Annotated in this window: 19 protein-coding genes; 6 read left to right on the top strand and 13 right to left on the bottom strand. The window is 70.1% G+C overall.

Translation table 11 applies throughout. The features are described 5' to 3' along the window. Positions 1-36: 36 nt before the first annotated feature. From JHW38_RS22030 to JHW38_RS22020, 3 genes are all read right to left on the bottom strand, one after another. The gene (locus JHW38_RS22030; protein ID WP_207523426.1) at positions 37-387 is read right to left on the bottom strand and encodes a DUF1304 domain-containing protein; all 351 of its coding nucleotides are present in this window, start codon (positions 385-387) and stop codon (positions 37-39) included. 85 nt (positions 388-472) lie between these two features. Then, positions 473-1,600 (bottom strand): SDR family oxidoreductase, encoded by a 1,128-nt coding sequence (locus tag JHW38_RS22025; RefSeq protein WP_207523425.1) that lies wholly within the window; start codon positions 1,598-1,600, stop codon positions 473-475. Further along, on the bottom strand, positions 1,597-2,940 hold the full coding sequence (locus tag JHW38_RS22020; RefSeq protein WP_207523424.1) for an NTP/NDP exchange transporter: 1,344 nt from the start codon (positions 2,938-2,940) through the stop codon (positions 1,597-1,599). Before JHW38_RS22020 ends, JHW38_RS22025 begins: the two co-directional genes overlap by 4 nt. Positions 2,941-3,340: 400 nt before the next feature. On the opposite strand from JHW38_RS22020, the gene JHW38_RS22015 reads away from it, so the two are divergent. After that, positions 3,341-3,991 carry a hypothetical protein gene (locus JHW38_RS22015; RefSeq protein ID WP_207523423.1) on the top strand — a complete coding sequence of 217 codons (651 nt, stop codon included), beginning with the start codon at positions 3,341-3,343 and terminating at the stop codon, positions 3,989-3,991. 107 nt (positions 3,992-4,098) lie between these two features. Here the strand turns inward: JHW38_RS22015 and JHW38_RS22010 are convergent, their stop codons facing one another. The 3 genes from JHW38_RS22010 to JHW38_RS22000 form a co-directional block, all read right to left on the bottom strand. Next, positions 4,099-5,304, bottom strand: coding sequence for a hypothetical protein (locus JHW38_RS22010; protein ID WP_207523422.1), 1,206 nt, complete (start codon positions 5,302-5,304; stop codon positions 4,099-4,101). A gap of 63 nt (positions 5,305-5,367) precedes the next feature. Further along, positions 5,368-6,258 carry a metallophosphoesterase gene (locus tag JHW38_RS22005; protein WP_207523421.1) on the bottom strand — a complete coding sequence of 297 codons (891 nt, stop codon included), beginning with the start codon at positions 6,256-6,258 and terminating at the stop codon, positions 5,368-5,370. Beyond that, positions 6,255-7,643, bottom strand: a complete 1,389-nt coding sequence (locus tag JHW38_RS22000; RefSeq protein ID WP_242691040.1) for an NTP/NDP exchange transporter — start codon at positions 7,641-7,643, stop codon at positions 6,255-6,257. The genes JHW38_RS22005 and JHW38_RS22000 overlap by 4 nt, the downstream gene beginning before the upstream one ends. A 443-nt stretch (positions 7,644-8,086) precedes the next feature. On the opposite strand from JHW38_RS22000, the gene JHW38_RS21995 reads away from it, so the two are divergent. Next, complete coding sequence (locus JHW38_RS21995) at positions 8,087-9,679, top strand: GMC family oxidoreductase (RefSeq protein ID WP_242691038.1); 1,593 nt, start codon at positions 8,087-8,089, stop codon at positions 9,677-9,679. 60 nt (positions 9,680-9,739) lie between these two features. Here the strand turns inward: JHW38_RS21995 and JHW38_RS21990 are convergent, their stop codons facing one another. After that, complete coding sequence (locus tag JHW38_RS21990) at positions 9,740-10,648, bottom strand: LysR family transcriptional regulator (protein WP_207523420.1); 909 nt, start codon at positions 10,646-10,648, stop codon at positions 9,740-9,742. A gap of 115 nt (positions 10,649-10,763) precedes the next feature. Here JHW38_RS21990 and JHW38_RS21985 point away from each other — a divergent pair, with 115 nt between their 5' ends. The 4 genes from JHW38_RS21985 to JHW38_RS21970 all read left to right on the top strand — a co-directional run bounded on the left by JHW38_RS21985 (position 10,764) and on the right by JHW38_RS21970 (position 14,900). Beyond that, positions 10,764-11,504 (top strand): SDR family oxidoreductase, encoded by a 741-nt coding sequence (locus JHW38_RS21985; RefSeq protein ID WP_207523419.1) that lies wholly within the window; start codon positions 10,764-10,766, stop codon positions 11,502-11,504. Between the two features lie 40 nt (positions 11,505-11,544). After that, positions 11,545-12,027, top strand: a complete 483-nt coding sequence (locus JHW38_RS21980) for a DUF1097 domain-containing protein (RefSeq protein ID WP_207523418.1) — start codon at positions 11,545-11,547, stop codon at positions 12,025-12,027. An 89-nt stretch (positions 12,028-12,116) separates the two neighbouring features. Beyond that, the gene (locus JHW38_RS21975) at positions 12,117-13,010 is read left to right on the top strand and encodes an SDR family oxidoreductase (RefSeq protein WP_207523417.1); all 894 of its coding nucleotides are present in this window, start codon (positions 12,117-12,119) and stop codon (positions 13,008-13,010) included. 465 nt (positions 13,011-13,475) lie between these two features. Next, complete coding sequence (locus tag JHW38_RS21970) at positions 13,476-14,900, top strand: serine hydrolase domain-containing protein (RefSeq protein ID WP_207523416.1); 1,425 nt, start codon at positions 13,476-13,478, stop codon at positions 14,898-14,900. A gap of 113 nt (positions 14,901-15,013) precedes the next feature. Here the strand turns inward: JHW38_RS21970 and JHW38_RS21965 are convergent, their stop codons facing one another. The 6 genes from JHW38_RS21965 to gcvT form a co-directional block, all read right to left on the bottom strand. Continuing rightward, the gene (locus tag JHW38_RS21965) at positions 15,014-15,547 is read right to left on the bottom strand and encodes an SRPBCC family protein (protein ID WP_207523415.1); all 534 of its coding nucleotides are present in this window, start codon (positions 15,545-15,547) and stop codon (positions 15,014-15,016) included. A 332-nt stretch (positions 15,548-15,879) separates the two neighbouring features. Beyond that, entirely contained in the window at positions 15,880-16,302 is a 423-nt protein-coding gene (locus JHW38_RS26090) for a hypothetical protein (RefSeq protein ID WP_207523414.1), read from the bottom strand. Between the two features lie 457 nt (positions 16,303-16,759). Further along, on the bottom strand, positions 16,760-17,716 hold the full coding sequence (locus JHW38_RS21955; RefSeq protein WP_207523413.1) for a hypothetical protein: 957 nt from the start codon (positions 17,714-17,716) through the stop codon (positions 16,760-16,762). A 508-nt stretch (positions 17,717-18,224) separates the two neighbouring features. Further along, positions 18,225-18,620, bottom strand: coding sequence for a glycine cleavage system protein GcvH (gene gcvH, locus JHW38_RS21950; RefSeq protein WP_207523412.1), 396 nt, complete (start codon positions 18,618-18,620; stop codon positions 18,225-18,227). A gap of 100 nt (positions 18,621-18,720) precedes the next feature. Then, positions 18,721-19,359, bottom strand: a complete 639-nt coding sequence (locus JHW38_RS21945; RefSeq protein ID WP_207523411.1) for a 2-hydroxychromene-2-carboxylate isomerase — start codon at positions 19,357-19,359, stop codon at positions 18,721-18,723. A 221-nt stretch (positions 19,360-19,580) separates the two neighbouring features. After that, complete coding sequence (gcvT, locus tag JHW38_RS21940) at positions 19,581-20,702, bottom strand: glycine cleavage system aminomethyltransferase GcvT (protein ID WP_207523410.1); 1,122 nt, start codon at positions 20,700-20,702, stop codon at positions 19,581-19,583. Positions 20,703-20,952: the final 250 nt, after the last annotated feature.

The raw sequence follows: 20,952 nt of genomic DNA, 5'->3' as shown, positions 1-20,952 counted from the left end.
GTTGCGGAAACCGGCCGCGGTCTGCGGCCGCCGCGCTCACAACAGCCACAGCGCCGCCAGCGCGGCCAGCGCCGGCACCGCCTGCACGTAGAAGATCCGGCGGCTGACGGTCGCCGCGCCGAACGCGCCGGCGACGACCACGCAGGCCAGGAAGAACGTCGCTACGTCGTGGCGCGCGCACACCAGCGCCCAGACCAGGCCGGCGACGAGGAAGCCGTTGTACAGGCCCTGGTTCGCCGCCAGCACCTTGGTCTGCTCGGCCTTGTCCGCGTTCATGCGGAAGGTCTTCATGCCGATCGGCTTGGTCCACAGGAACATTTCCAGGACCAGGAACCAGGCGTGGAGCAAGGCGACCACGGCGATCAGGACGACGGCTAGCCAAGGCATGGGCGGTGCTCCGGTGAACGAAGCCGGCAGCATAAGGCCTGCGGCGGCGCTTGCGGCGTGGCGGCGGTCGCGGATGGGCGCTGGGTCAGCCGCCCTTCTTCTCCTGCGCATGCCATGCCGCCAACACTTCGGCTTCGCGCTGCGCCGGCAACCCGGCCTTCGGCTTGGCCCGACGCTCCTCGGGCAGCTTGCGCCACCACGCGAGCGTGTCGCGCACGGTGTCGCGCAGCGGCCGGTAGCTCAGGCCCGCCGCGCGCGCCTTGCTCACCGAGGTGCGGCCGAAGCCGGCGTATTCGCCGCGCGCCGGAATCCACGCCGGCATGTCGCCCCAGGCCGAGACCTTCTGCGCTTCCAGGAAGTCCGCCGGCACCCAGGTCAGGGTCGACTTCTTGCCCGCCACACGCTGCGATTCGCGCAACACCGCGCCCATCGTCAACGCGCCGGGCTCGCCGTCGGCGTTGTAGACGCCGACATGGCCGTTCTCGATCGTCGACAGCAGGAACGCGGCGAGATCGCGCACGTCGATGAACTGGGTCGGGTCCTGCGCGCTGCCGGGCGCGAGGATCTCGCCGCCGCGGTCGGCGCGCGCCGGCCAGTAGGTGAAGCGGTCGCTGTTGTCGCCGGGGCCGACGATCAGCCCCGGCCGCACCACCGTCGTGCGGCCCGGCAGCTCGGCTTCGGCGGCCTTCTCGCACAGCGCCTTGAGGCCGCCGTAGGTTTCGTTGCTGACCTTGTCGACGGTCGGATCGGCCAGCACCGCCAGCGGCGAATTCTCGTCGGCGGGCACGTCGTTCTTGGCGTAGACCGAAATGGTCGAGACCAACAGATATTGCTTGACCTTCGGCGCGAGCAGCTTGCCCGAACGGGTCACGTCCGCCGGAATGTAAGCCGAGGTGTCGAGCACCGCATCCCACTTGCGCTCGCCTTCCAGCGCCGAAAGATCGGTCTTGCGATCGCCGTGCAACTGCTCGATGTCGCGATAGTCCTCGCCGGAAAACTTGTCCGGGTTGGTCTTGCCGCGGTTGAACAAGGTCAGCGTGTGCCCGCGCTTGCGCGCGGCCTCGACGAAGTGCGGGCCGAGGAAACCGGTGCCGCCGAGCACCAGCAGCTTCAGCGGTTTCGGCTTGGCCGCGGCGAGCGCGCCGGCAGGCAGCGCGAGCAGGCTCAGGCCGGCCGCGCCGGCGGCGATGAATTCGCGGCGATCGATGGTCATGCGGCACCTCGTAGGTCGGGTTGGATGGAGGAAGTCGGTTCGGCCGCGCCAGGCAGCGCGCGCTGCGCGCGCACGATGCTCCAGGCGCCGGCGGTCATGCCCGCGGCGGCGAGCGCGCCGGCGGCGAACACCGCGGGCGTGCCGAGCACGGCCACGGCCTTGTGGATCCAGACGAAGGCCAGGTCGGTGCCGCGGAACACCGCGGTGTCGATCACCGCCTTGCCTTTGTAGCGCGAAGGCCGGTCCATGCGCGTGTACAGGGTCTCGCGCGCCGGCTTGGACAGGGCGAACTCGCTGGCGCGCTGGGCGATCTGCACCACCGCCACCATCATCGGCAGCGGCGAGGCCATCAACGCGGCGAAGCCGAGCATCAGCACCAGGCCCGGCATCAGCAGCGCCGGCGCGACGCCGTAGCGGCCCAGCAGCCAGCGCGTGAGCAACAGCTGGATCAGGATCGCCAGCAGGTTCACCGCGCTGTCGATGCGGGCGAAATAGCGGGTCGCCGCTTCGGCGCTGGGATAGAACTCGCGCGCGATCGCCGACTGCTGGTTGTACAGCAAGGTCGCCGCGCCGACGCTGAAAAACAGGGTGATCGCCATCGCGCGCAGGGCCGGGCGCTGCCACACCAGCTTGAGCCCGGCCCACACCGAGCCGCCCATCGCGACCTCGCCGCTGGCCGCGCCGCTGGCGCGTTCGCGCGCGATCGCCCACGGCCGCAGGCGCACCACGCACAGCACGCACACCGACAGGAAGCCGGCCGAGACCAACAGCAGGTTCGCCACGCCCAACGGCTGCGCCAGCCATTGCGTCAGCATCGGCCCGATCACCGCGCCGGCGGTGCCGCCGGCGCCGATGTAGCCGTAGACGCGGCGCGCCTGGCGGTCGTCGAACACATCGGCCATGTAGCTCCAGAACACCGTCACCGCGAACAGGTTGAACACCGCGGTCCAGACGAAGAACACCATGCCGCGCCCCGGCACCTGGGCATGGAAGGCCCAGTGGAAGCCGAACAGGCAGACGATGAACACGCCGTACACCAGCGGCAGCAGCGCGCGCCGCGGGAAACGCGCGACCAGCGCGCCGTACACCGGCTGCAAGGCGAGCATCGCCACGAAGGTGCAGGTGAACAACACCTGCAACACGAAGTCCTTGAGTTCCCAGCCGTGGCCGCGCGCCCAGTCGATCCAGGCGTGCGGGAACACCGTGGCCGCGTCGGCCGAGGCGCCCATCGCATCGCGCACCGGGCGCAGCACGTAGTAGCCGCACAGCAGGCAGAAGAAATACAGCAGCGACCACCACAGCGGCGGCGTTTGCGCGAAGGTCTTGCGCAGGTCGCTCATGCGCGCGCTCCGCGTTCGCAGGCGCGGGCGCGGGCGCGGGCGTATCCGCAAGTTTCATCGTCGCCGCGCGGCGCGCCCGTCGGCGCACGCGCGCAACCGCATCCGCACCGTTCGCACGGCTCGCGCATGGTCGCAGCTCCCTTTTTCCCGTGGCCAAATTAGCCTCGCGATGCGCCCGGCGGCGTCTGCGGATGGTCATCCCGACCTTTGGCATGGGGGGCGGCGTGCGACCTGTTCATCGCAAGCGAAGCGATGATCTACTCACTGGCTGTGCCACGCCGGCATCGATTCATCGCAGAAGCCGAAGATTCCGCGACCGGCCACACGCTTCGAACCGGCCGCGTTGCCCCACCCGGCCGTGCCCGATAGCCTTGCCGGGAAACCGCCCGAGCAGGATGCCATGCACGCTATCGACGCCGTCGCCTCGCGGTTCCGACCGATCTGGCTGTGCGTGCTGCTGGCGCCGGCCTGTACCGGTCCGACCTTCACTCACGTGCCGGCCAAGGAGAACGCCGCCATGACCCCATCGCTCGCCGATGCGTCCGCCCCGATCGAATCCGCACAGCTCATTTCCCGCGTGCTCAAGCTGATCGACAGCGTCCACGGCGCCGCCGACCTGGCGCCGGACGACATCGAACGCCAGACCGGCCTGCCGGTCCGCATCCATTCCGCCGACCGCACCGAGTACGGCGCGTCCGGCCGGCTCAGCGCCGACTGGGCGTACAGCCTGGCCTCGGTGTCGTACCGCCAGGGCCAGCCGCCGAGCCGGCTGGATTTCGATTTCATCGACGCGCGCACGGATCGCGCTCAGCCTGCCGACACGGCCGCGATCTGCGCGCTCGATCTCGACGGTTATCGCCGCGCGCTGTCGAACCAGGGTTTCGAGCAGACCGCGCTGGCCGAGCATGCGCCCGACCCGGGCTTCGGCTTCCGCGGCATCGAGCCCTTGAGCTTCGTGCGCGGCAAGGTCGAGGTGAGCCTGCGCACCTACGACGACCGCGATCCGGCGCAGGGGCGCGCCTGCGTGGCCGGTGTGCGCATCAGCGCCTAGTTTCGGGCCCGACGCGGGCTGCGCGTCCTTGCGTCGCCCGAACGCATCTCACCGTTTTCGATACGGATTCCGCAGCGGAACGCGCAGTCGCTCCGGCTGTCTTCTGCCTACAACTCGGCCGTATCCTGGCGACGGCGAAATTCGATGAAGTTCTTCAGCCGTTGCGGTCGTTGCTCGATCGCCACCGCCGGATCGATCCGCACACAGTCCGCGCCGCTGCGCTGCAAAGCCTTCGCCATCGCCTCATAGCGGGCGGCGTCGGCGACCACATAAACGCGCCGCCCTGCGAGCTTGCCGGGCGGCGCGGCCGCGGCTTCCTCCTCGATCGAGCGCTGCAGTTCGTCCTGCGAGGGACCCAGCAACATTACGGTTCGCTTGGGCGCCGCAACTCCCGCCAACAACTCCTGCAGAACGCCACGGGTGGTCTCGGGGTCGGTCTCATCGCCGGCTCCGATCACCAGGACATACGGGCTGGCGCCGTCGGAATCCTGCGTCAGCCGTCCCCACGCCTCATATGCGTAGCGTCGCCAGTCCAGCTCTTTTTCGCTGTTCGGCGCGCGCAAGGGCGCGGTGAACTCGGCCAACTCGACCGCGTCCTTGGACTGTTTTTCGCGATAGTCGCGCTCGGCGGTTTTCGCCGCTGCAGCCCAGGCTTTTCCGGTATTCGGCAGCTGTCGCCCGGTTTCCAGGTCGAAGGCGATGTCGACGTACTTCATCGGCTTGCCGCCCTCGTCGTCCTGCGGCGCGTACACGTTCACCAGCACCCGGCGCCCGTCTTTGGAAATACGATGTTCTCCGCTCCACATGATCGAACTGACGCTGCGTCCCAGGATCGCCACATAGGCCGGCGGCAGAAAGTCCTTGAGCCCCATCGAACGCACCGCGCGTCCGGCGGTGTCGTAGATCACCACGGTTTTGGGCCCGTAGCCGGTGCTGTGCCAGTTGTCGAAAGTCACGAAGCGGCCGTCGGGCGCTACCAAAGCGGAAACCGGGGCCACATCGTTGAGCAAGGGCCCTTCCCAGACGGTAGTCCAGCGCTCGCCCTGCCGGCGCTGCAAGCTCGCTTCGGCGGATTTTTGGCTGGCGCCGGCCAAACCTCCGGCCGCGTCGCGCCCTTCCATGCCGTCCTCGAAGTACTTCAGCTGGCTCTCGATCGGCCGCGGCCGCACTTCCAGCCGCCATTGCCGGTCGCCGGAGAAATAGCTTTCGACCTTGGGCAGTTCCCACGAGTCGGCGCGCGCCGGCATCCCCGCGCTTGCGATCGACAGGCACAGCGCCAGAACGACGCCGATCCACTGCTTCGCGATCCCCATGTCCCCGCCTCCGCGTCCCTGGATGCGCCGAGTTTTTACCCTGCGCCGGCGCCAGGCAAGCCTTCAGCGCGCGGCTTGCGCCGGCGCATGCGCCGCGGCACGCAGCTTCAGCCGCGAAATCTCCGGCGGCACCCCGAACCGCACCGGCAAGATGCTGGTGCCGATGCCGGTCGACACGAACAGCGATTTGCCGTTCTCGACGATGTAGCCGCCGGCGTAGCGCTCCTGCGCCGGCAGCACCGGCGTGCCGAGCCACGGCAGCCGCACCTGGCCGCCGTGGGTGTGGCCGGCGATGGTCAGCGTGGCGCGCGGCGGGATGTCGGGCAACAGGTCGGGGTTGTGGGTCAGCGCGATCGCCGGCGCGTCGTCGCTCACCTGCGCGAACGCGGCGGGAATGTCGTGGCGGGTTTCCCATTTATCGCCGATGCCGACGATCCACAACCGGCATCCGTTCAAGCGCACTTCGCGCGCCTGGTCTTCCAGCACGGTCACCCCGGCCGCTTCCAGCGCCGCGCGCACGCGCAGGCCGTCCTTCCACCAGTCGTGGTTGCCGAGCACGGCGTAGACCGGCTTGCGCGCGGTCAGCGGCTTGAGGTGCGGGGCGAGTTCGTCGGCCGAGATGTAGCTGCCGCCGAGCACGCTGAGGATCACGTAGTCGCCGGCCATCAGCACCGCCGGCGCGTCGCTGGCGATCAGCCGGGCGACGATCTCGTCCAGCTTGTCCAGGCCGTTGTGCGGCGAACCGGTGTGGGTGTCGGCGATCACGTCCAGGCGCAGGCCGTCGCAGTCGCGCGGCCAGCCCGGCAGGGCCAGTTCGTGGTCGCGTTCGACCAGTTGCCGCGGCTCCCAGAAAAAACCCCAGGCCAGGCAGCCCAGCGCGATCAGCACCGCGCCGACGAACAGCCGTTGCAGCCACGGGTTGCGCGGCCACGGCCGCCAACCGCGGCGGGTCATGCGCGCGGGTCCCGCGCGGCCTCGTCGGCGCCGCCGCGCTGCACCCAGCGGGTCAGGTTCCAGCCGACCACGCCGGCGCCGACCGCGACCGCCGCGCTGATGCCGGCCAAGCCGGCCACGCCGGCGCCGGCGCCGCGCAGCGCCACCATGGTGCTGGCGACCATCACGTCGCCGAACCGCCACACCGCGGTGTCGACCGCGTTCTTGCCCTTGTAGCGCAAGGTGCGCGCGGCGCTGGCGAACAGGCTCTCGCGGGCCGGGCCGACCATGCCGTAGGCGAGGCCGCGGCTGACCACCAGCGCCAGCGCCACCGCCGGCAGCGGGCCGATCAGGCCGGCCGCGCCCGCCGGCAGTTGCGCGACCAGCGCGCCGTAAGCGGGGAACAGTTCGGTCAGCGGCGCATAGGCGTCGGCGACCAGCGCGGCCAGGGCCAGCACCGCCACCGTCACCACCGACCACACCCCGATCACCGCCGCCGCGCCGCGCCGCGACAGCAGCCACGGCGTAATCAAGACCTGGGTGCTGAGCGCGACGATGTTGGTCATCAGGTCGAGGTCGGCGGCGAAGCGCGTGCGCGCGACCGCGTCGGCGAAGGTGGCCTTGGAATAGTCGACCACCAGCCCGTAGTTGACCGTGCCGATCCAGTCGCCGAGCAGCATCAGGATCGCCATCGAGCGCACGAACGGGTTGGCGAAGATCTGCTTGAGCCCGTCGAACATGCCGCCGCCGATCGCCGCCTCGTGCTGGCCTTCGAAGCGGCGGGTGCCGTGCACGCGCGACCAGTGGCCGAGCGCCAGCACCAGCGCCAGCGCCGCGCACAGCAGCCCGGCCGAGACCAACAGCAGCGGCGCCACGCCGATTTCGCCGACCAGCGCGCGGGTCAGCGCCGGGCCGACCAGCGACCCCACCGTGCCGCCGACGGCGATGATCGGAAACAAACGCCGCGCCTGCCCTTCGTTCCAGATGTCGGTCATGAAGCTCCAGAACACCGACACCACGAACAGGTTGAACACGCTGATCCAGACGAAGAACACCACCCCGAGCGCGTGCGCGCTGAGCGGGCCGCTGTCGCCGAACAAGGGCGCGAAGCCGATCAGGCAGGCGATGAAGAAGCCGTACACCACCGGCACCACGGTGCGCCGCGGGTAGCGCGAGACCAGCGCCGAGAACACCGGCGTCAGCGCCAGCGTGGCCAGGAACGAGGCGGCGTAGAACCACGGCAGTTGGGTCGAACCGACCGCGGCGCTGAGCTGGTCGCGCACCGGGCGGATCACGTAGTACGCGGTCAGCACGCAGAAGAAATAGGCCAGCGACAACGCCACCGCCCGCCACTCTCCGGTGTGGACCCGTCCGCCGGACAGGGTGGCGCCTTGCACTGCCGACATCGCGTCGCTCCATGAGTGAGCCGGCGGCGCGCCGCCGGCCCTGCAGATCGTGGTCGGCCGGGCGCCGGGTCCGCCCCGGCCGCACCGCGGCCGCCGCCGCCCCGCGCCGCCGTGCCGGCCGCGCGATTGCCGGCACGGTAGCCCAAGGCGGCGGGTACCGCTACCACCTCGCGTGGCGCGTCGGCTGGCGCCGTCGCCACGCGGCGCGAATGCCGGAGCCTTGCCCTGTAGGAGCGGCGCGAGCCGCGACCGCGACATCGCGCCTACGACGCGACCGGCTGCCCCGCGGTCGCGGCTCGCGCCGCTCCTGCAGGGCGCTGCGAGGCGTCCGCGCGCGTTCGCAAACGCCGGCCGCGGCGGTTGGGAGCATTTGCTCTAGCCGCCGCGCTTACGGTCCCCCGATCAGCGCCGCACGCCATGCCGCGCCACAGCGGGAACCGCCAGTGCCCACCGAGTTCGACTACATCATCATCGGCGCCGGTTCGGCCGGCTGCGTCCTCGCCAACCGCCTCAGCGAGGATCCCGACACCCGGGTGCTGTTGATCGAAGCCGGCCCGCGCGACCTGCATCCCTTCATCCACATGCCCGCCGGCCTGGCCAAGCTGGTCAACCAGAAGGGCGTGAACTGGGACTACGACACCGCGCCGGAACCGAACCTCGACGGCCGCGCGCTGTGGTGGCCGCGCGGGCGCGTGCTCGGCGGCTCCAGCTCGATCAACGCCATGTGCTACATCCGCGGCGTGCCCGGCGACTACGACGACTGGGCCGCGCTCGGCGCCGACGGCTGGGGCTGGAACGACGCCCTGCCCTACTTCAAGCGCGCCGAACGCAACAGCCGCGGCGACGATGCGCTGCACGGCAGCCTCGGCCCGCTGTACGTGTCCGACCTGCGCCACATCAATCCCCTGTCGTCGGCGTTCGTCGAAGCCGCCGAACAGGCCGGCTTCGCGCGCAACCGCGACTTCAACGGCCCGCAGCAGGCCGGCTTCGGCTTTTATCAAGTGACCCAGAAGAACGGCGCGCGCTGCTCCAGCGCGGTCGCCTACCTGGACCCGGCGCGCGAGCGGCGCAACCTGCACGTGGTCACCGGCGCGCTGGTCAACCGCATCACCTTCGAAAACGGCCGCGCCAGCGGCGTGACCTACCGCCACCGCGGCGGCGCGATGCACCAGCGCGCGACCCGCGAGGTGCTGCTGTGCGGCGGCGCGATCAATTCGCCGCAGTTGCTGATGTTGTCCGGCATCGGCCCGGCCGCGCAGTTGCGCCGGCACGGCATCGAGGTGGTCGCCGACTCGGCGCAGGTCGGGCAGAACCTGCAGGACCATCTCGACATCTGCACGCTCTATCACTCGACCCAGCGCATCACCTACGACCGCGCCAACGAGCTCGGCATCATCTTCAACTACTTCCTGCGCGGCCACAGCGGCATCGGCAGCAGCAACATGGCCGAGGCCGGCGGCTTCGTGCGCTCGCGCCACGCCACCGACGAACGCGCCGACATCCAGTTCCACTTCGTTCCGGCGATGCTCGACGACCACGGCCGCAACCGCCTGCCCGGCGACGGCTACACCGTGCACGCCTGCTTCCTGCGCCCGCGCAGCCGCGGCCATCTGGAACTGGCCAGCGCCAGCGCCGGCGACAAGCCGCGCCTGCATCCGAACTACCTCGGCGACGCGGAAGGCTTCGACATGAAGATGATGATCGAGTGCGCCAAGCTGTCGCGCAGCGTACTGACGCAAAAGGCGTTCGATGCCTACCGCGGCACGCCGATCTTCCCCGCCCGCGAGGACCTCGACGATGCCGAGCTGGAGGCGTTCGTGCGCGCCAAGGCCGAGAGCGTCTACCACCCGGTCGGCACCTGCCGCATGGGCCGCGACGAGGCCGCGGTGGTCGATCCGCAACTGCGCGTGCGCGGCGTCGACGGCCTGCGCGTGGTCGACGCTTCGGTGATGCCGAAGCTGATCGGAGGCAACACCAACGCGCCGACGATCATGATCGCCGAGCGCGCGGCGGATCTGATTCGCGGAAGGATCTGATTCGCAGGCGGATCTGATCGTCCGCGGTCGCGGCGACGCTTCGGCCTCGCCGGCGCCCGCTCAACCCACGCCGTCCGCGCGCCCCTCCTCGCGGAACTGCTGCGCCACCCAATCGATGAACACCCGCACCCGCGGCGACAGCTGGTGCCGGTGCGGATACAGGATGTGCACCGGCAGCGGCACCGAAGCGACCTCGGGCAGCAGTTCGACCAGCGCGCCGCGCGCGAGCTCGACCGCGGCGCGATAGCGCGGCACCTGGATCAGCCCGAAGCCGTGGCAGGCCGCGGCCAGATTGGTTTCCGGCCCGCTGACCAGCATCCGCGACGGCAACGTCACGTTGCGCACGTTCGCGCCGAGCTGGAACGCCAGCGGCGCGATTTCGCCGGTTTCCGGCGACAGGTGGCCGACCATTTCGTGGCCGTCGAGTTCTTCCAGCGTATTCGGCCGGCCGCGCTCCTCGACATAGCCCGGACTCGCGTAGATGCCGCGTTCCAGCGTCGCCACCTTGCGCATGATCAGCGAACTGTCCGCCAGCTCGCCGGCGCGCAGGATGCAGTCGAAGCCTTCGCGGATGATGTCGACGCGCTGATGGGTTTCGCTCAGATGCAGTTGGATGTCGGGATACAGCTGCCAGAAGCGCCGCAACCCCGGCAGCAGGAAATGCCGCGCCTGGGTGCCGTGCACGTCGACCCGGATCAGCCCCGACGGCTTGGCGCCGATGAAGGCGCCTTCGGCGTCGTCGAGGTCGGCGATCAGGCTCAGGCAGCGCTGGTAGTAGGCCTCGCCGTCGAGGGTCGCGCTGACCTGCCGGGTCGTGCGGTGCAGCAGCCGCACCCCGAGCCGGGTTTCGAGCTGGCGGACCGCGTCGGTCACTGAGGAACGCGGCAGGTTCAGGTCGTCGGCCGCCTTGGTGAAGCTGCGGCGCTCCACGATGCGGATGAAGACGCGCATGGCATCGAGACGGTCCATTGTTCGCCCTTTCGGATACACATACTGGGTTTTCCTAGATTATTCAGGCTTTTAGCGCAAGTACAGTTCCCTCCGCCGGCCCGCTCCAGGCGCCGATGAACGAGGGAAACGCACCATGAAAGGCAATACCCAGAAAGTGGCCATCGTGACCGGCGCGTCCGGCGGCATCGGCAGCGCGATCGCCGAACGGCTGGCCCAGGACGGCTTCACCGTCGTGGTCAATTACGCCGGCAACGCCGCCGCGGCCGAAGCGCTGGTCGCGCGGATCCAGGCCGCCGGCGGCCAGGCGGCCGCGGCCGAAGCCGACATCAGCGATCCGGCCGCGGTGAGGCGCATGTTCGACAGCGCGCAAGCCGGTTTCGGCGGCGTCGACGTGCTGGTCAACAACGCCGGCATCATGGCCCTGGCCAGCATCGCCGACAGCGACGACGCGCTGTTCGACCGGCAGGTCGCGATCAACCTCAAGGGCAGCTTCAACACCCTGCGCGAAGCGGCGCGGCGCCTGCGCGACGGCGGCCGCATCGTCAATCTGTCGTCCAGCGTCGTCGGCCTGCTGCAACCGACCTACGGCGTCTACGCCGCGACCAAGGCCGCGCTGGAAGCGATGACCTCGGTGCTGGCCAAGGAAATGCGCGGCCGCAACATCACCGTCAACGCGATCGCGCCGGGCCCCACCGCGACCAAGCTGTTCCTCGACGGCAAGCCGCAGGACGCCATCGACCGCCTGGCCAAGCTCGCGCCGCTGGAACGCCTGGGCCGGCCCGAAGACATCGCCCACGCGGTCGCCTTCCTCGCCGGTCCCGACGGGGGCTGGATCAACGGCCAGACCCTGCGCGCCAACGGCGGAATCATCTGACCGCGGCTCACTCATCCATCAAGTCGGAGCGCGAAGCGCCATGAAACTTCTCGACACGAAATTCAATCTGCTCACCCTGATCGCGGCGGTGGTGGCCTCGCTCGCGGCGACCGCCGCGGCCGGACTGCAATGGCCGGTCTGGGCGATGTTCATCGGCTGGGTCGCGTTCTTCACCGGCGGCCATGCCGGCAAGCAAGTGCTGGCGAGCTATCTGTGCATCGTGCTCGGCCTGGTCTTCGGCACCGTCGCCGCCACCGCGGTCGCGGCCTTGCTGCCGCTGATCGGCAGCTACGCGTTCGGCGTCGTGGTGTTCGCCGTCGCGATCGTCGTGGTGTCGCTGCGCGCCTCGCCGTGGATCAACAACATCGCCGCGTATTTCCTCGGCCTGATCGCGTTCTTCGCCTCGCACCTGCCGCCGACGCTGGTCTCGGTGCTGGAACTCGCGCCGGTGTCCGGCCTCGGCATCGCCGCGGCCTGGGTCGCCCACCAGTGCAGCGCGCGGCTGATGCGCAAGCCCGCTTGAGGCTCGCGGGCCGACGCCCGCGAGCGAAACCTACAACCGGCCGAATCGTCTTTGCCCCGGCCGACCTTCATGCCATCGGAGCACTCCCCATGTCCGCAAAAATCATCCTCATCACCGGCGCATCCAGCGGCTTCGGCGCGCTGACCGCGCGCGCGCTGGCCGACGCCGGCCACATCGTCTATGCCGGCATCCGCGCGACACAAACGCGCAATGCGCCGGCGGTCAGGGACGCCGAAGACTACGCCGCCGCGCACGAGGTCGCGCTGCGTACGGTCGAGCTCGACGTGTCGAGCCAGGAATCCGTCGACCGGGCGGTGTCCACGCTGATCGACGCGCACGGCCATATCGACGTGCTCGTGCAGAACGCCGGCCACATGGTGACCGGGCCGTCCGAAGCGTTCACGCCGGAGCAGCTGGCGGCGCTGTACGACGTCAACGTGCTCGGCGCGCAACGCCTCAACCGCGCCGCCTTGCCGCACCTGCGCAAGCGCGGCAGCGGCCTGATCGTGTGGGTGTCGAGCAGCAGCGTCAAAGGCGGCACGCCGCCGTACCTGGGCCCGTACTTCGCCGCCAAGGCCGCGATGGATTCGCTGGCGACGACCTACGCGCTGGAACTGGCGCGCTTCGGCATCGAGACCAGCATCGTCGTACCGGGTTCGTACACCCACGGCACCAATCACTTCACCCATTCCGGAAAGCCCGAAGACAGCGCGGTCGTCGCCGAATACGACGAAAAGTATCCCGGCCTGCTCGAAGACGTCGCGCGCAAACTCGCCGCGCTGTCGCCGGCGGACGCCGACGTCGGCGAAGTGGCGCGCGAGATCGCGCGCATCGTCGACCTCGAACGCGGCACCCGCCCGTATCGCGTGGTGATCGATCCGGCCGACGACGGCTCGGCCTGCGTCAGCGTCGTCGCCGATCGCATCCGCAAGGAATTCCTCGTCAGGGTCGGGCTCGAGGATCTGCTCGCGCCGGCGCGGTAACGGCGCGCGGCGGCGCGGCGCGATCTGCGGACTTCGCAGCAGCGTCGCGATGAAGCCCTGGGTTCCCGCGTTCGCGGGAACGACGGATGGCGGATCCGCCCCACCTCTCCCAAACCGTCATCCCCGCGAACGCGGGGATCCAGAGACTTCAGAGCCATGTCGCGATGAAGCCCTGGATCCCCGCGTTCGCGGGGATGACGACTTCAGGACGACGATTCGAAGGACGACGGCCGCGACAACGACTTCAGCCCAGTCAAGCCCCGCCCCCCTCCTACGCCAACTCCCACCCGCCCCCGCCGCCACACGCACTTCCCCGCCACCCAAAAGCCGCATCCCCACACCATGACCGGCTTTGCCAAAAAACAATTAATCCCTGAAAAAACAGAAACCTGAATGCGCTTGTTGTCCAACTCCCTGAGATCGGAGCTAGAATCGGGACACTCCAGTACTTGCAGGCGCTGAGCGATGAAACGCGATCTTTCCCGACGCTCACTCACCCCTTGGCGCGTGAGTGCGCTCGCGGCCCTGCTGACCCTGACCCTGGGCTCCAGCGCGCAGACTTCGCTGCGCTGGCAGCCGTCCAATCCGTCCCTGCCGACGCCGGTGTCGACCGATGCGGTCGCGCGCGGCCAGGGCAGCGACGGCACCGCGCCGCAGGGCCTCGGCATCGGCGCGCCGGCCAATACCAATGTGCGCGTGCAGGCGCTGGCCGCCGGCTTCGACGTGCAGCAGTTCGAGGCGATGGCGCAGGCGATGGTCGCCGACCAGCGCATCCCGGGCATGGCGATGGCCATCGTCCACAACGGCCAGATCCTCAGCGCGCGCGGCTACGGCATCACCGACGTGCGCAACGCCGAACCGATCGACGCGCACACCGTGTTCCGCCTGGCCTCGCTGTCCAAGAGCTTCGCCGGCACCCTGACCGGCCTGCTGGTCAACGACGGCACCCTGCGCTGGGACAGCAAGATCGTCGACTACATGCCCGGCTTCCAGTTGCTCGACACCGCCGCCGCGCACAACGTCACCGTCGCCGACGTGCTCAGCCACCGCGTCGGCCTGGGCCACAACACCTACGACCGCGACCTGGAAAACTACGCCGACTACCGCGTGCTGACCCAGAAGCTCGCCTACGCGCCGATGACCTGCCAGCCGGGCACCTGCTACGGCTACCAGAACATCGCCTTCAGCCTGATCGGCGACGTGGTGTTCGCCGCCACCGGCGATTTCTACAGCCAGGAAGTGCAGCGCCGCCTGTTCAAGCCGCTCGGCATGAACGACGCCAGCCTCGGCCTGGAAGGCATCACCGCCAGCGCGCGCTGGGCCAAGCCGCACGTGCGCGCGCGCGGCGGCTGGGCCTCGGTGACGCCGAAGCCGACCTATTACCAGTTGCCGCCGGCCGCCGGCGTCAACGCCAGCGCCAGCGACATGGCGCAGTGGCTGATCGCGCAGACCGGCCACCGCCCCGACGTGCTGCCGCTGCCGCTGCTGGCGACCCTGCACCAGCCGCTGGTCGACACGCCGAGCGAGATCCGCGGCTCCAGCTGGCGCCGCCAGCGCATCGGTTCGGCCGGCTACGCGCTCGGCTGGCGCGTGTTCGACTACGCCGGCCACCGGGTGGTGTTCCATGCCGGCGCGGTGCAGGGCTACCGCGGCATGGTCGCGATGATTCCCGAACGCGACCTCGGCATCGCGGTGCTGTGGAACAGCGAGAGCGGCCTGCCGACCGGCCTGCTGCCGACCATCCTCGACCGCGCCATCGGCATGCCGGTGCAGCGCTGGCTCGACGTCGACGGCTTCGACGACCCGGGCCTGTACGCGTCCGAGGGCGTCAGCCCGACCCGCGACATCAACGGCAGCAACGCGCAGAAGGCGACCGCGGCGCCGAAGTAAGCGGCGGCCGGATCCACGGCAACGAAAAGGCCCGCAGCGTGCGGGCCTTTTCTTTTGCGTTCGATCCCGGTCCGGCTCAGCCGCGAACTCGCGCAGCCCCACGCAGCGCGGCCTCAACGCGGATCGTTCTCCAGCACCTGCTTCAACCGCGCCAGCCCCTGCTCGTAATCCTTGCCGACCATCTTCTCCATCAGCAGGCCGATCCAGCGCCCCATCAGGTTGTAGCCGTGGTCGCTGTCCAGCGCCCAGGTCACCCGGGTGCCTTCGCCTTCGGCGACGAGGGTGTAGGTGGCGGTGGCCTGGCTGCCGTCGAAGTCGAGCGCGACCGCGATCTTGCTTTGCGGCACCGACTCGGCGATGCGCTGGCTGCCGCGCCCGACCTTCTTGCCTTCCCAGGCCATGCCCGCGCCGACGCCGGAGTCCGGCCCGCTGTAGCTGTACTTCGCGTCGGGCTCGAGCTGGTACCACGGCGACCATTCGTTGAAGCGCTTAAACGAGTCGAGCATGGCGTAGACCTGCGCCGGCGGCCGGTCGATCGTGGCGGAGCGTTCGACGTGGCTCTTGTCCGGCAGCAGCAAGCCGCCGCCGGCGAAGACCACGGCCAGCAGCACGATCAGATAGAACAGACCCTTGAGCAGAGCTTTCACGGCGCGGTCCCCGACGGTGGCGTTGGCCCGATCCTAGCGCCGCCGCGGCGCGCGCGAGCGATTCGCCGACGGGAGGCGCGGCGCGCAGGCGCGGTGAGCCAAGGTGAGCGCCGTCGCCGACGGCCGCGAAGCGGGTGCCGGCCGAGTCGCCGACGCCGACGCCGACGCCGACGCCGACGAAGATCCCTCGCAGCGGCGCCGCCGATGCGGACGCGACCCACGCGAACCGCGCCGGCAAGAACCGGCCGCCCATAAAAAAACTCTCCCCCCGCCTGGGCTGCGGGGAGAGAGTCGGATTACAGCGGGTGTTACGGCTTAATCGGGGCGCTGATTCAGATCAGCGGCGCCGGGGTCGCCGGCATGGCGGCGGCCTTCGGCTTGCGGGCGCGCTTGGCGGCCTTCTTCGGGGCCTTCTTGGCGGCCTTCTTGGCGGTCTTCTTGGCAGCCTTCTTAGCAGTCTTCTTGGCCGCCTTCTTGGCGGTCTTCTTGGTGGCCTTCTTGGCGGCCTTCTTCGCAGTCTTCTTGGTCGCCTTCTTCGCGGCCTTCTTCACTGCCTTCTTCGCGGTCTTCTTGGTGGCCTTCTTGGCGGCCTTCTTGGCGGTCTTGCGGACGGCCTTCTTGGCGACCTTCTTCACGGCCTTCTTGGCGGTCTTCTTGGTGGCCTTCTTGGCGACCTTCTTAGCGCCGGCCTTCTTGGCGACTTTCTTCGTCGCCTTCTTGGCGGCGGGCTTCTTAGCGGCTTTCTTAACGGCCATGGGATGGCTCCTCGTCAGTGGTTGATCAGGGATGATCAGTGGTGTTGCGGTAAGCCCAGTGGATAAAGACTCTGTGGTGGCAGAGCCGCGGGAGTCGGACCCGCGTGCAACCGCCGGCGCGCGAGGCGCGTCGGAACGGATCGGGGATCGCGTCCGGCCGTGGCGGCGACCGGACCGATGGCATGCCCGCCCAAACCTGGGGCGGGACCGGCCGCGCAACCGCGCGGCCAAACAAAAACCCGGGCCGCCGAACGCGAACCGGGTGGATAGCTGGACGCCGGCGATGTCATCTGGACCTTGGATGTCATCGGCGAAGAGAGCGGGGCCAACATTTCTGCAGAGGAAGCGAACCCGACGTCCACCGGTTTGTTTGTCCGGGCGGAGGTTCGATTTGTGCTGCGTGTTGTCGCGCTGGCTGTTCTCACTCTCGTGGCAGGAAACGTCTGCTGGGCGAAACCTAATCACGCTTTTTCCTACTGTCAACAACCCCGGCGATTTTTTCTTCGCCGCGCCGGCCGCTCCGGCGCGGCCGGCGCGAGCGCGCGCGCCGCGGTCGAACGCGCGCGCATCGCGCGCAACGCGCGAACGAATTTCCATCGCATCGCTGAAACCCAAGCGTGGCGCGGGTTTCGGCGCGTTCGCGTTTTTCTTTTTCGCGCGCCGATCGATGCGCGCGCGCGTTCGCCGACGCCGCGAACGCGTGCGCGACGACCTGTACCGGAAGAAAAAATTCCTTTCCGCCGACGCCGCCGTTTTCGCGTCGCACAAGCCCGAATGCGCGAAAGTGCGCGAACTTTTTTCCGCCGTCGGCGACCGTTGGTCGGTCGCTCGCGAGCGCGGACCGCGTCGGCGCGCGGCGTCGGCGGATGCGCGCGACGGCATCGGCCGGCGCGTTCGCTGCGCGCGCGTCGGACGCGGCGCGCGCCGGCGGCGGGATGCGCCGACGCGTTCGGGCGCGTTCGAGCGCAACGCGCGAGCGCCGCGGCGGCGGCTCGCGGCGGATGTCGCGAGTCTGTCGGAACGCGCGCGCGGCGCGGCGTCGGCGCGCGCGCGAAACGCTACGCGAAAGTGGCGGACGCGCGCGGCGCGCGACGGCGTCGGCGCGGCGGCGCGCGAGGTTCCGCCGCGACGGCGGCGCCGGCATGCGCCATCGCGGCCGGTCGCCGGCAGCGGCGAACGCGCGCACGCGCGACGGCGCCGCTGCCGCCCGCGCGCGCTCGCGCTGCGGCGGCGCACGCACCCGCCGGCGCGCGGGTGCGCAGCGACGACGAGGTTTTTTCCCGAGCGAAATCGATGCGCGCGCGAAAACGCATCCGCGCCCGACGGCGTCGGCGGGCGCCGGCATCGGTTCGCGCGCGGCCGGCGAAGACGCCGCACAGCGCCGCTCGCGGCCGCGCCCGAAGCCGTCGCGCACGCGCCGCCAGGCCACCGCGACAGCACACGCGCTTCGCCGCGAACGCGTGGCGACGCCGCCGCGCGGGCGCGCGCGGCGACGTTAGGCCGGCGTCAACATCGCGCGGCCCAATGCCACCTCGGATTCGCATTCCGACATCGCCCGGCGCGGCGCGGCGACGAGGCGCGCCGGGAACGTTCAACGCTCCGGCGCGGCGGAACCGACGCGCGCGCGCCGTCGCCACGGCGGGCCGACGACGGATGCGGAAGGATGCCGACGCTGCGCAAGCTTCGCGCCCGCCGCGGCGCGGGCCGACCGCGATGGGAAGGCTGCGACGAACCCGGTCCGGACCGCGACGCAGTCCGCAAAGCCGGTGCGCGGCCGCCGCATCGCGCTCGCCGCCGCGGCGCGCGCGCCCGGGCGATCGCCGCGCGCAAAACGAAACGGGGAGCGAGTCCCGGTGCCGCATCGCGGTCCGGTCCTGCGCTCCCCGTGGGGCCGTGGCCGATGCGTCGGCCCGGCGGACGGATCAGTGGTCGTCGTCTTCGAGCAGTTCGGCGTAGTCGTCGGGCGAGAGCAGCTCGTTGAGCTGGTCCGGCTCGTCGATGGCGACGGTGTAGATCCAGCCCTCGCCGTAGGCGTCCTCGTTGATGGTCTCCGGCTTGTCGGCCAGTTCGCTGTTGACCGCGGTGACGGTGCCCGAGACCGGCGCGTACACGTCCGAAGCGGCCTTCACCGATTCCACCACGGCCGAGGCGTTGCCGGCTTCGACGCGGTCGCCGACGTTCGGCAGTTCGACGTAGACCAGGTCGCCGAGCAGGCGCTGGGCGTGGTCGGAGATGCCGACGGTGACTTTGCCGTCGCCTTCGACGCGGGCCCACTCGTGGGACTTCATGAACTTCAGATCGCCGGGAATTTCACTCATGGCTGGGGCCTCGGACGTTGCGGGGAGACGCGGATATTGGCGCGTAGTTTAACGATGCCGGCGCGTCGTGGGAGGGGTTGACGACGACCGGCGCGCGCGCTCAGCGCGAGGGCGATGCCGGCGGGGCGAGGAAGGGTTCGCGGCCGCTGCGCAACGCCGCGCCGAGCGCGTCGACGCGATCCTGACCCCAGAACGGCTCGCCGTTCAAGATGTAGCCCGGCAAGCCGGGCAGGTCGCAGGCGATCGCCGCGGCGGTGTTGGCCTGGTAGATCGCCGCGACCGCCTCGCTGCCGGCCGCGGCGAGGATCGCATCGGCATCGTGACCGGCGTCGCGCAACGCGCGCGCCAGCAGCGCGCGGTCGGCGATGTCCTCGTCCTGCGCCCAGATCGCGCGCAGCACCGCGTCCATGTACTGCGCCGGATCGCGGCCGGCTTCGCACAGCGCGATCGCGCAGCGGTCGGCCAGGCCCGGGTCGACCGGGAAGTGCTTGGGCGTCAGGTTCAGCGGCACGCCGCGTTCGGCGCGCGCGCGTTGCAGCTCGATCAGGCGGTAGCGCTGCCGCGCCGGCGCGCGCTGGCCCAGCGGCAGGCCGCCGTTGGCGGAGAACAGTTCGAAGATGCGCACCGGCTTGTAGGCCAGGCGCGCGCCGGTCTCGCGCGCCAGCGCCAGCAGCGGCGCGTGGCCGAGGTAGACGTAGGGCGAGATCAGGCTGAAGTAGTAATCGACGACGACGGTCACGGCGGCAGCTCCATTCAGGTCGGCAGATCGGGGATGGCGGATCGGTGCGGAAGAATCGTTGCGTCGGCTCGGGTCGGAACGCGTCGGGGCGCGAGCCCCTTGCGCAAACAGCCGCGAACCGCGGGCGGACCTTCGGGCCCGACGCGGTTCGCCCGATCGACCGGCGCTGCGGCGATCCGGTCCGGCGGCGAAGCCGGACCGGCGCCGAGGCGTCGCTGCGATCAGCCGAGCACGCCGTCCTGCGCCTGGCCGTCGCGCACGAACGGGAACTTGACCACGCGCACCGGCACTTCCTTGCCGCGGATGTCCACGCGCACGCCGCCTTCGGCGCCGAGCGCGATGTCGCCGGCCGGCACCCGCGCGAACGCGATCGACTTGCCGAGGGTCGGCGAGAACGTGCCGGACAGGATCTCGCCGTCGCCGTGCGCGGTCAGCACTTTCTGGCCGTGGCGCAGCACGCCCTTCTCGTCCATGACCAGGCCGATCATCTGGCGCGGCGCGCCGGCCGCCTTTTGCTGTTCGAGCTTGCCGCGGCCGATGAAGTCGCGGCCCTCGTCCAAGGCCACCGTCCAGGCCAGCGCGGCTTCGTACGGCGACACGCTGTCGTCCATGTCCTGGCCGTACAGGTTCATGCCCGCTTCCAGGCGCAGCGTGTCGCGCGCGCCGAGGCCGGCCGGCTTCACGCCCGCGGCCAGCAGCGCGTCCCACAGCGCCACCGCGCGGTCTTCGGGCACCACCACTTCGAAGCCGTCTTCGCCGGTGTAGCCGGTGCGGGCCACGAACAGCTCGATGCCGTCGGCGGTCTGCGCCTGCCCGGCGACGAACTTGCCGAGCTTGCCGATGCGCGCGCGGTCGTCCTCGCGCAGCAGGCCGATCAGCTTGTCGCGCGCGTTCGGGCCCTGCACCGCGATCATCGCCAGTTCCGGACGCTCGGTCACGCTGACGCCGAACGCCGCGGCCTGCTGGCCGATCCACGCCAGATCCTTCTCGCGGGTGGCGGCGTTGACGACCATGCGGAAATAGTCCTCGTCGTGGAAATAGACGATCAGGTCGTCGATCACGCCGCCGTCGGGATTGAGCATGCAGGTGTACAGCGCCTTGCCCGACTTCTGCAGCTTGTCGACCGAGTTGGCGACGAGCCGGCGCAGGAACTCGCGCACGCGCGCGCCGCGCAGGTCGACCACGGTCATGTGGCTGACGTCGAACATGCCGGCGTCGCGGCGCACCTGATGGTGTTCTTCGATCTGCGAGCCGTAGCTGATCGGCATGTCCCAACCGCCGAAGTCGACCATCTTGGCGCCGAGTGCGCGATGGGCGTCGTTGAGGATGGTCTTCTGGCTCATGGGCGCTGCCTGCTCTGCTGGTGGGGGTGGGAGTCGGCGATTATCCCTCATGCGCGCGGCGTGCGGGTTTGCCGGATTTCGGTACCCCGGCGAATGGTGGGAGCGGCGTGGGGTATTGCGGGTGCGGCGGCGACGGGAATTCGATGCGGCCGGCATGAACGCGTGGGGGCCGAAACTCCTTCCGCGAACCGTGCTCTTGTAGGAGTGGCTTCGGCCCCGACGCCTTTCGACCGGATGCGCTCGCGCTATC

This window comes from Lysobacter enzymogenes, assembly GCF_017355525.1.
GTDB lineage: Bacteria > Pseudomonadota > Gammaproteobacteria > Xanthomonadales > Xanthomonadaceae > Lysobacter > Lysobacter enzymogenes_C.
The sequence above is the reverse complement of the archived record's forward strand: the minus strand, read 5'-3'. Positions and strand labels throughout refer to the sequence as shown.

Bases quoted from the DNA above. Each gene is read 5' to 3' on its own strand.
- JHW38_RS22010 (WP_207523422.1), bottom strand. From the start codon at position 5,304: ATGGGGATCGCGAAGCAGTGGATCGGCGTCGTTCTGGCGCTGTGCCTG.
- JHW38_RS21975 (WP_207523417.1), top strand. From the start codon at position 12,117: ATGTCCGCAAAAATCATCCTCATCACCGGCGCATCCAGCGGCTTCGGC.
- JHW38_RS21980 (WP_207523418.1), top strand. From the start codon at position 11,545: ATGAAACTTCTCGACACGAAATTCAATCTGCTCACCCTGATCGCGGCG.
- JHW38_RS22005 (WP_207523421.1), bottom strand. From the start codon at position 6,258: ATGACCCGCCGCGGTTGGCGGCCGTGGCCGCGCAACCCGTGGCTGCAA.
- gcvT (WP_207523410.1), bottom strand. From the start codon at position 20,702: ATGAGCCAGAAGACCATCCTCAACGACGCCCATCGCGCACTCGGCGCC.
- JHW38_RS21985 (WP_207523419.1), top strand. From the start codon at position 10,764: ATGAAAGGCAATACCCAGAAAGTGGCCATCGTGACCGGCGCGTCCGGC.
- JHW38_RS22020 (WP_207523424.1), bottom strand. From the start codon at position 2,940: ATGAGCGACCTGCGCAAGACCTTCGCGCAAACGCCGCCGCTGTGGTGG.
- JHW38_RS21970 (WP_207523416.1), top strand. From the start codon at position 13,476: ATGAAACGCGATCTTTCCCGACGCTCACTCACCCCTTGGCGCGTGAGT.
- JHW38_RS22015 (WP_207523423.1), top strand. From the start codon at position 3,341: ATGCACGCTATCGACGCCGTCGCCTCGCGGTTCCGACCGATCTGGCTG.
- JHW38_RS22000 (WP_242691040.1), bottom strand. From the start codon at position 7,643: ATGTCGGCAGTGCAAGGCGCCACCCTGTCCGGCGGACGGGTCCACACC.
- gcvH (WP_207523412.1), bottom strand. From the start codon at position 18,620: ATGAGTGAAATTCCCGGCGATCTGAAGTTCATGAAGTCCCACGAGTGG.
- JHW38_RS22030 (WP_207523426.1), bottom strand. From the start codon at position 387: ATGCCTTGGCTAGCCGTCGTCCTGATCGCCGTGGTCGCCTTGCTCCAC.
- JHW38_RS21990 (WP_207523420.1), bottom strand. From the start codon at position 10,648: ATGGACCGTCTCGATGCCATGCGCGTCTTCATCCGCATCGTGGAGCGC.
- JHW38_RS26090 (WP_207523414.1), bottom strand. From the start codon at position 16,302: ATGGCCGTTAAGAAAGCCGCTAAGAAGCCCGCCGCCAAGAAGGCGACG.
- JHW38_RS22025 (WP_207523425.1), bottom strand. From the start codon at position 1,600: ATGACCATCGATCGCCGCGAATTCATCGCCGCCGGCGCGGCCGGCCTG.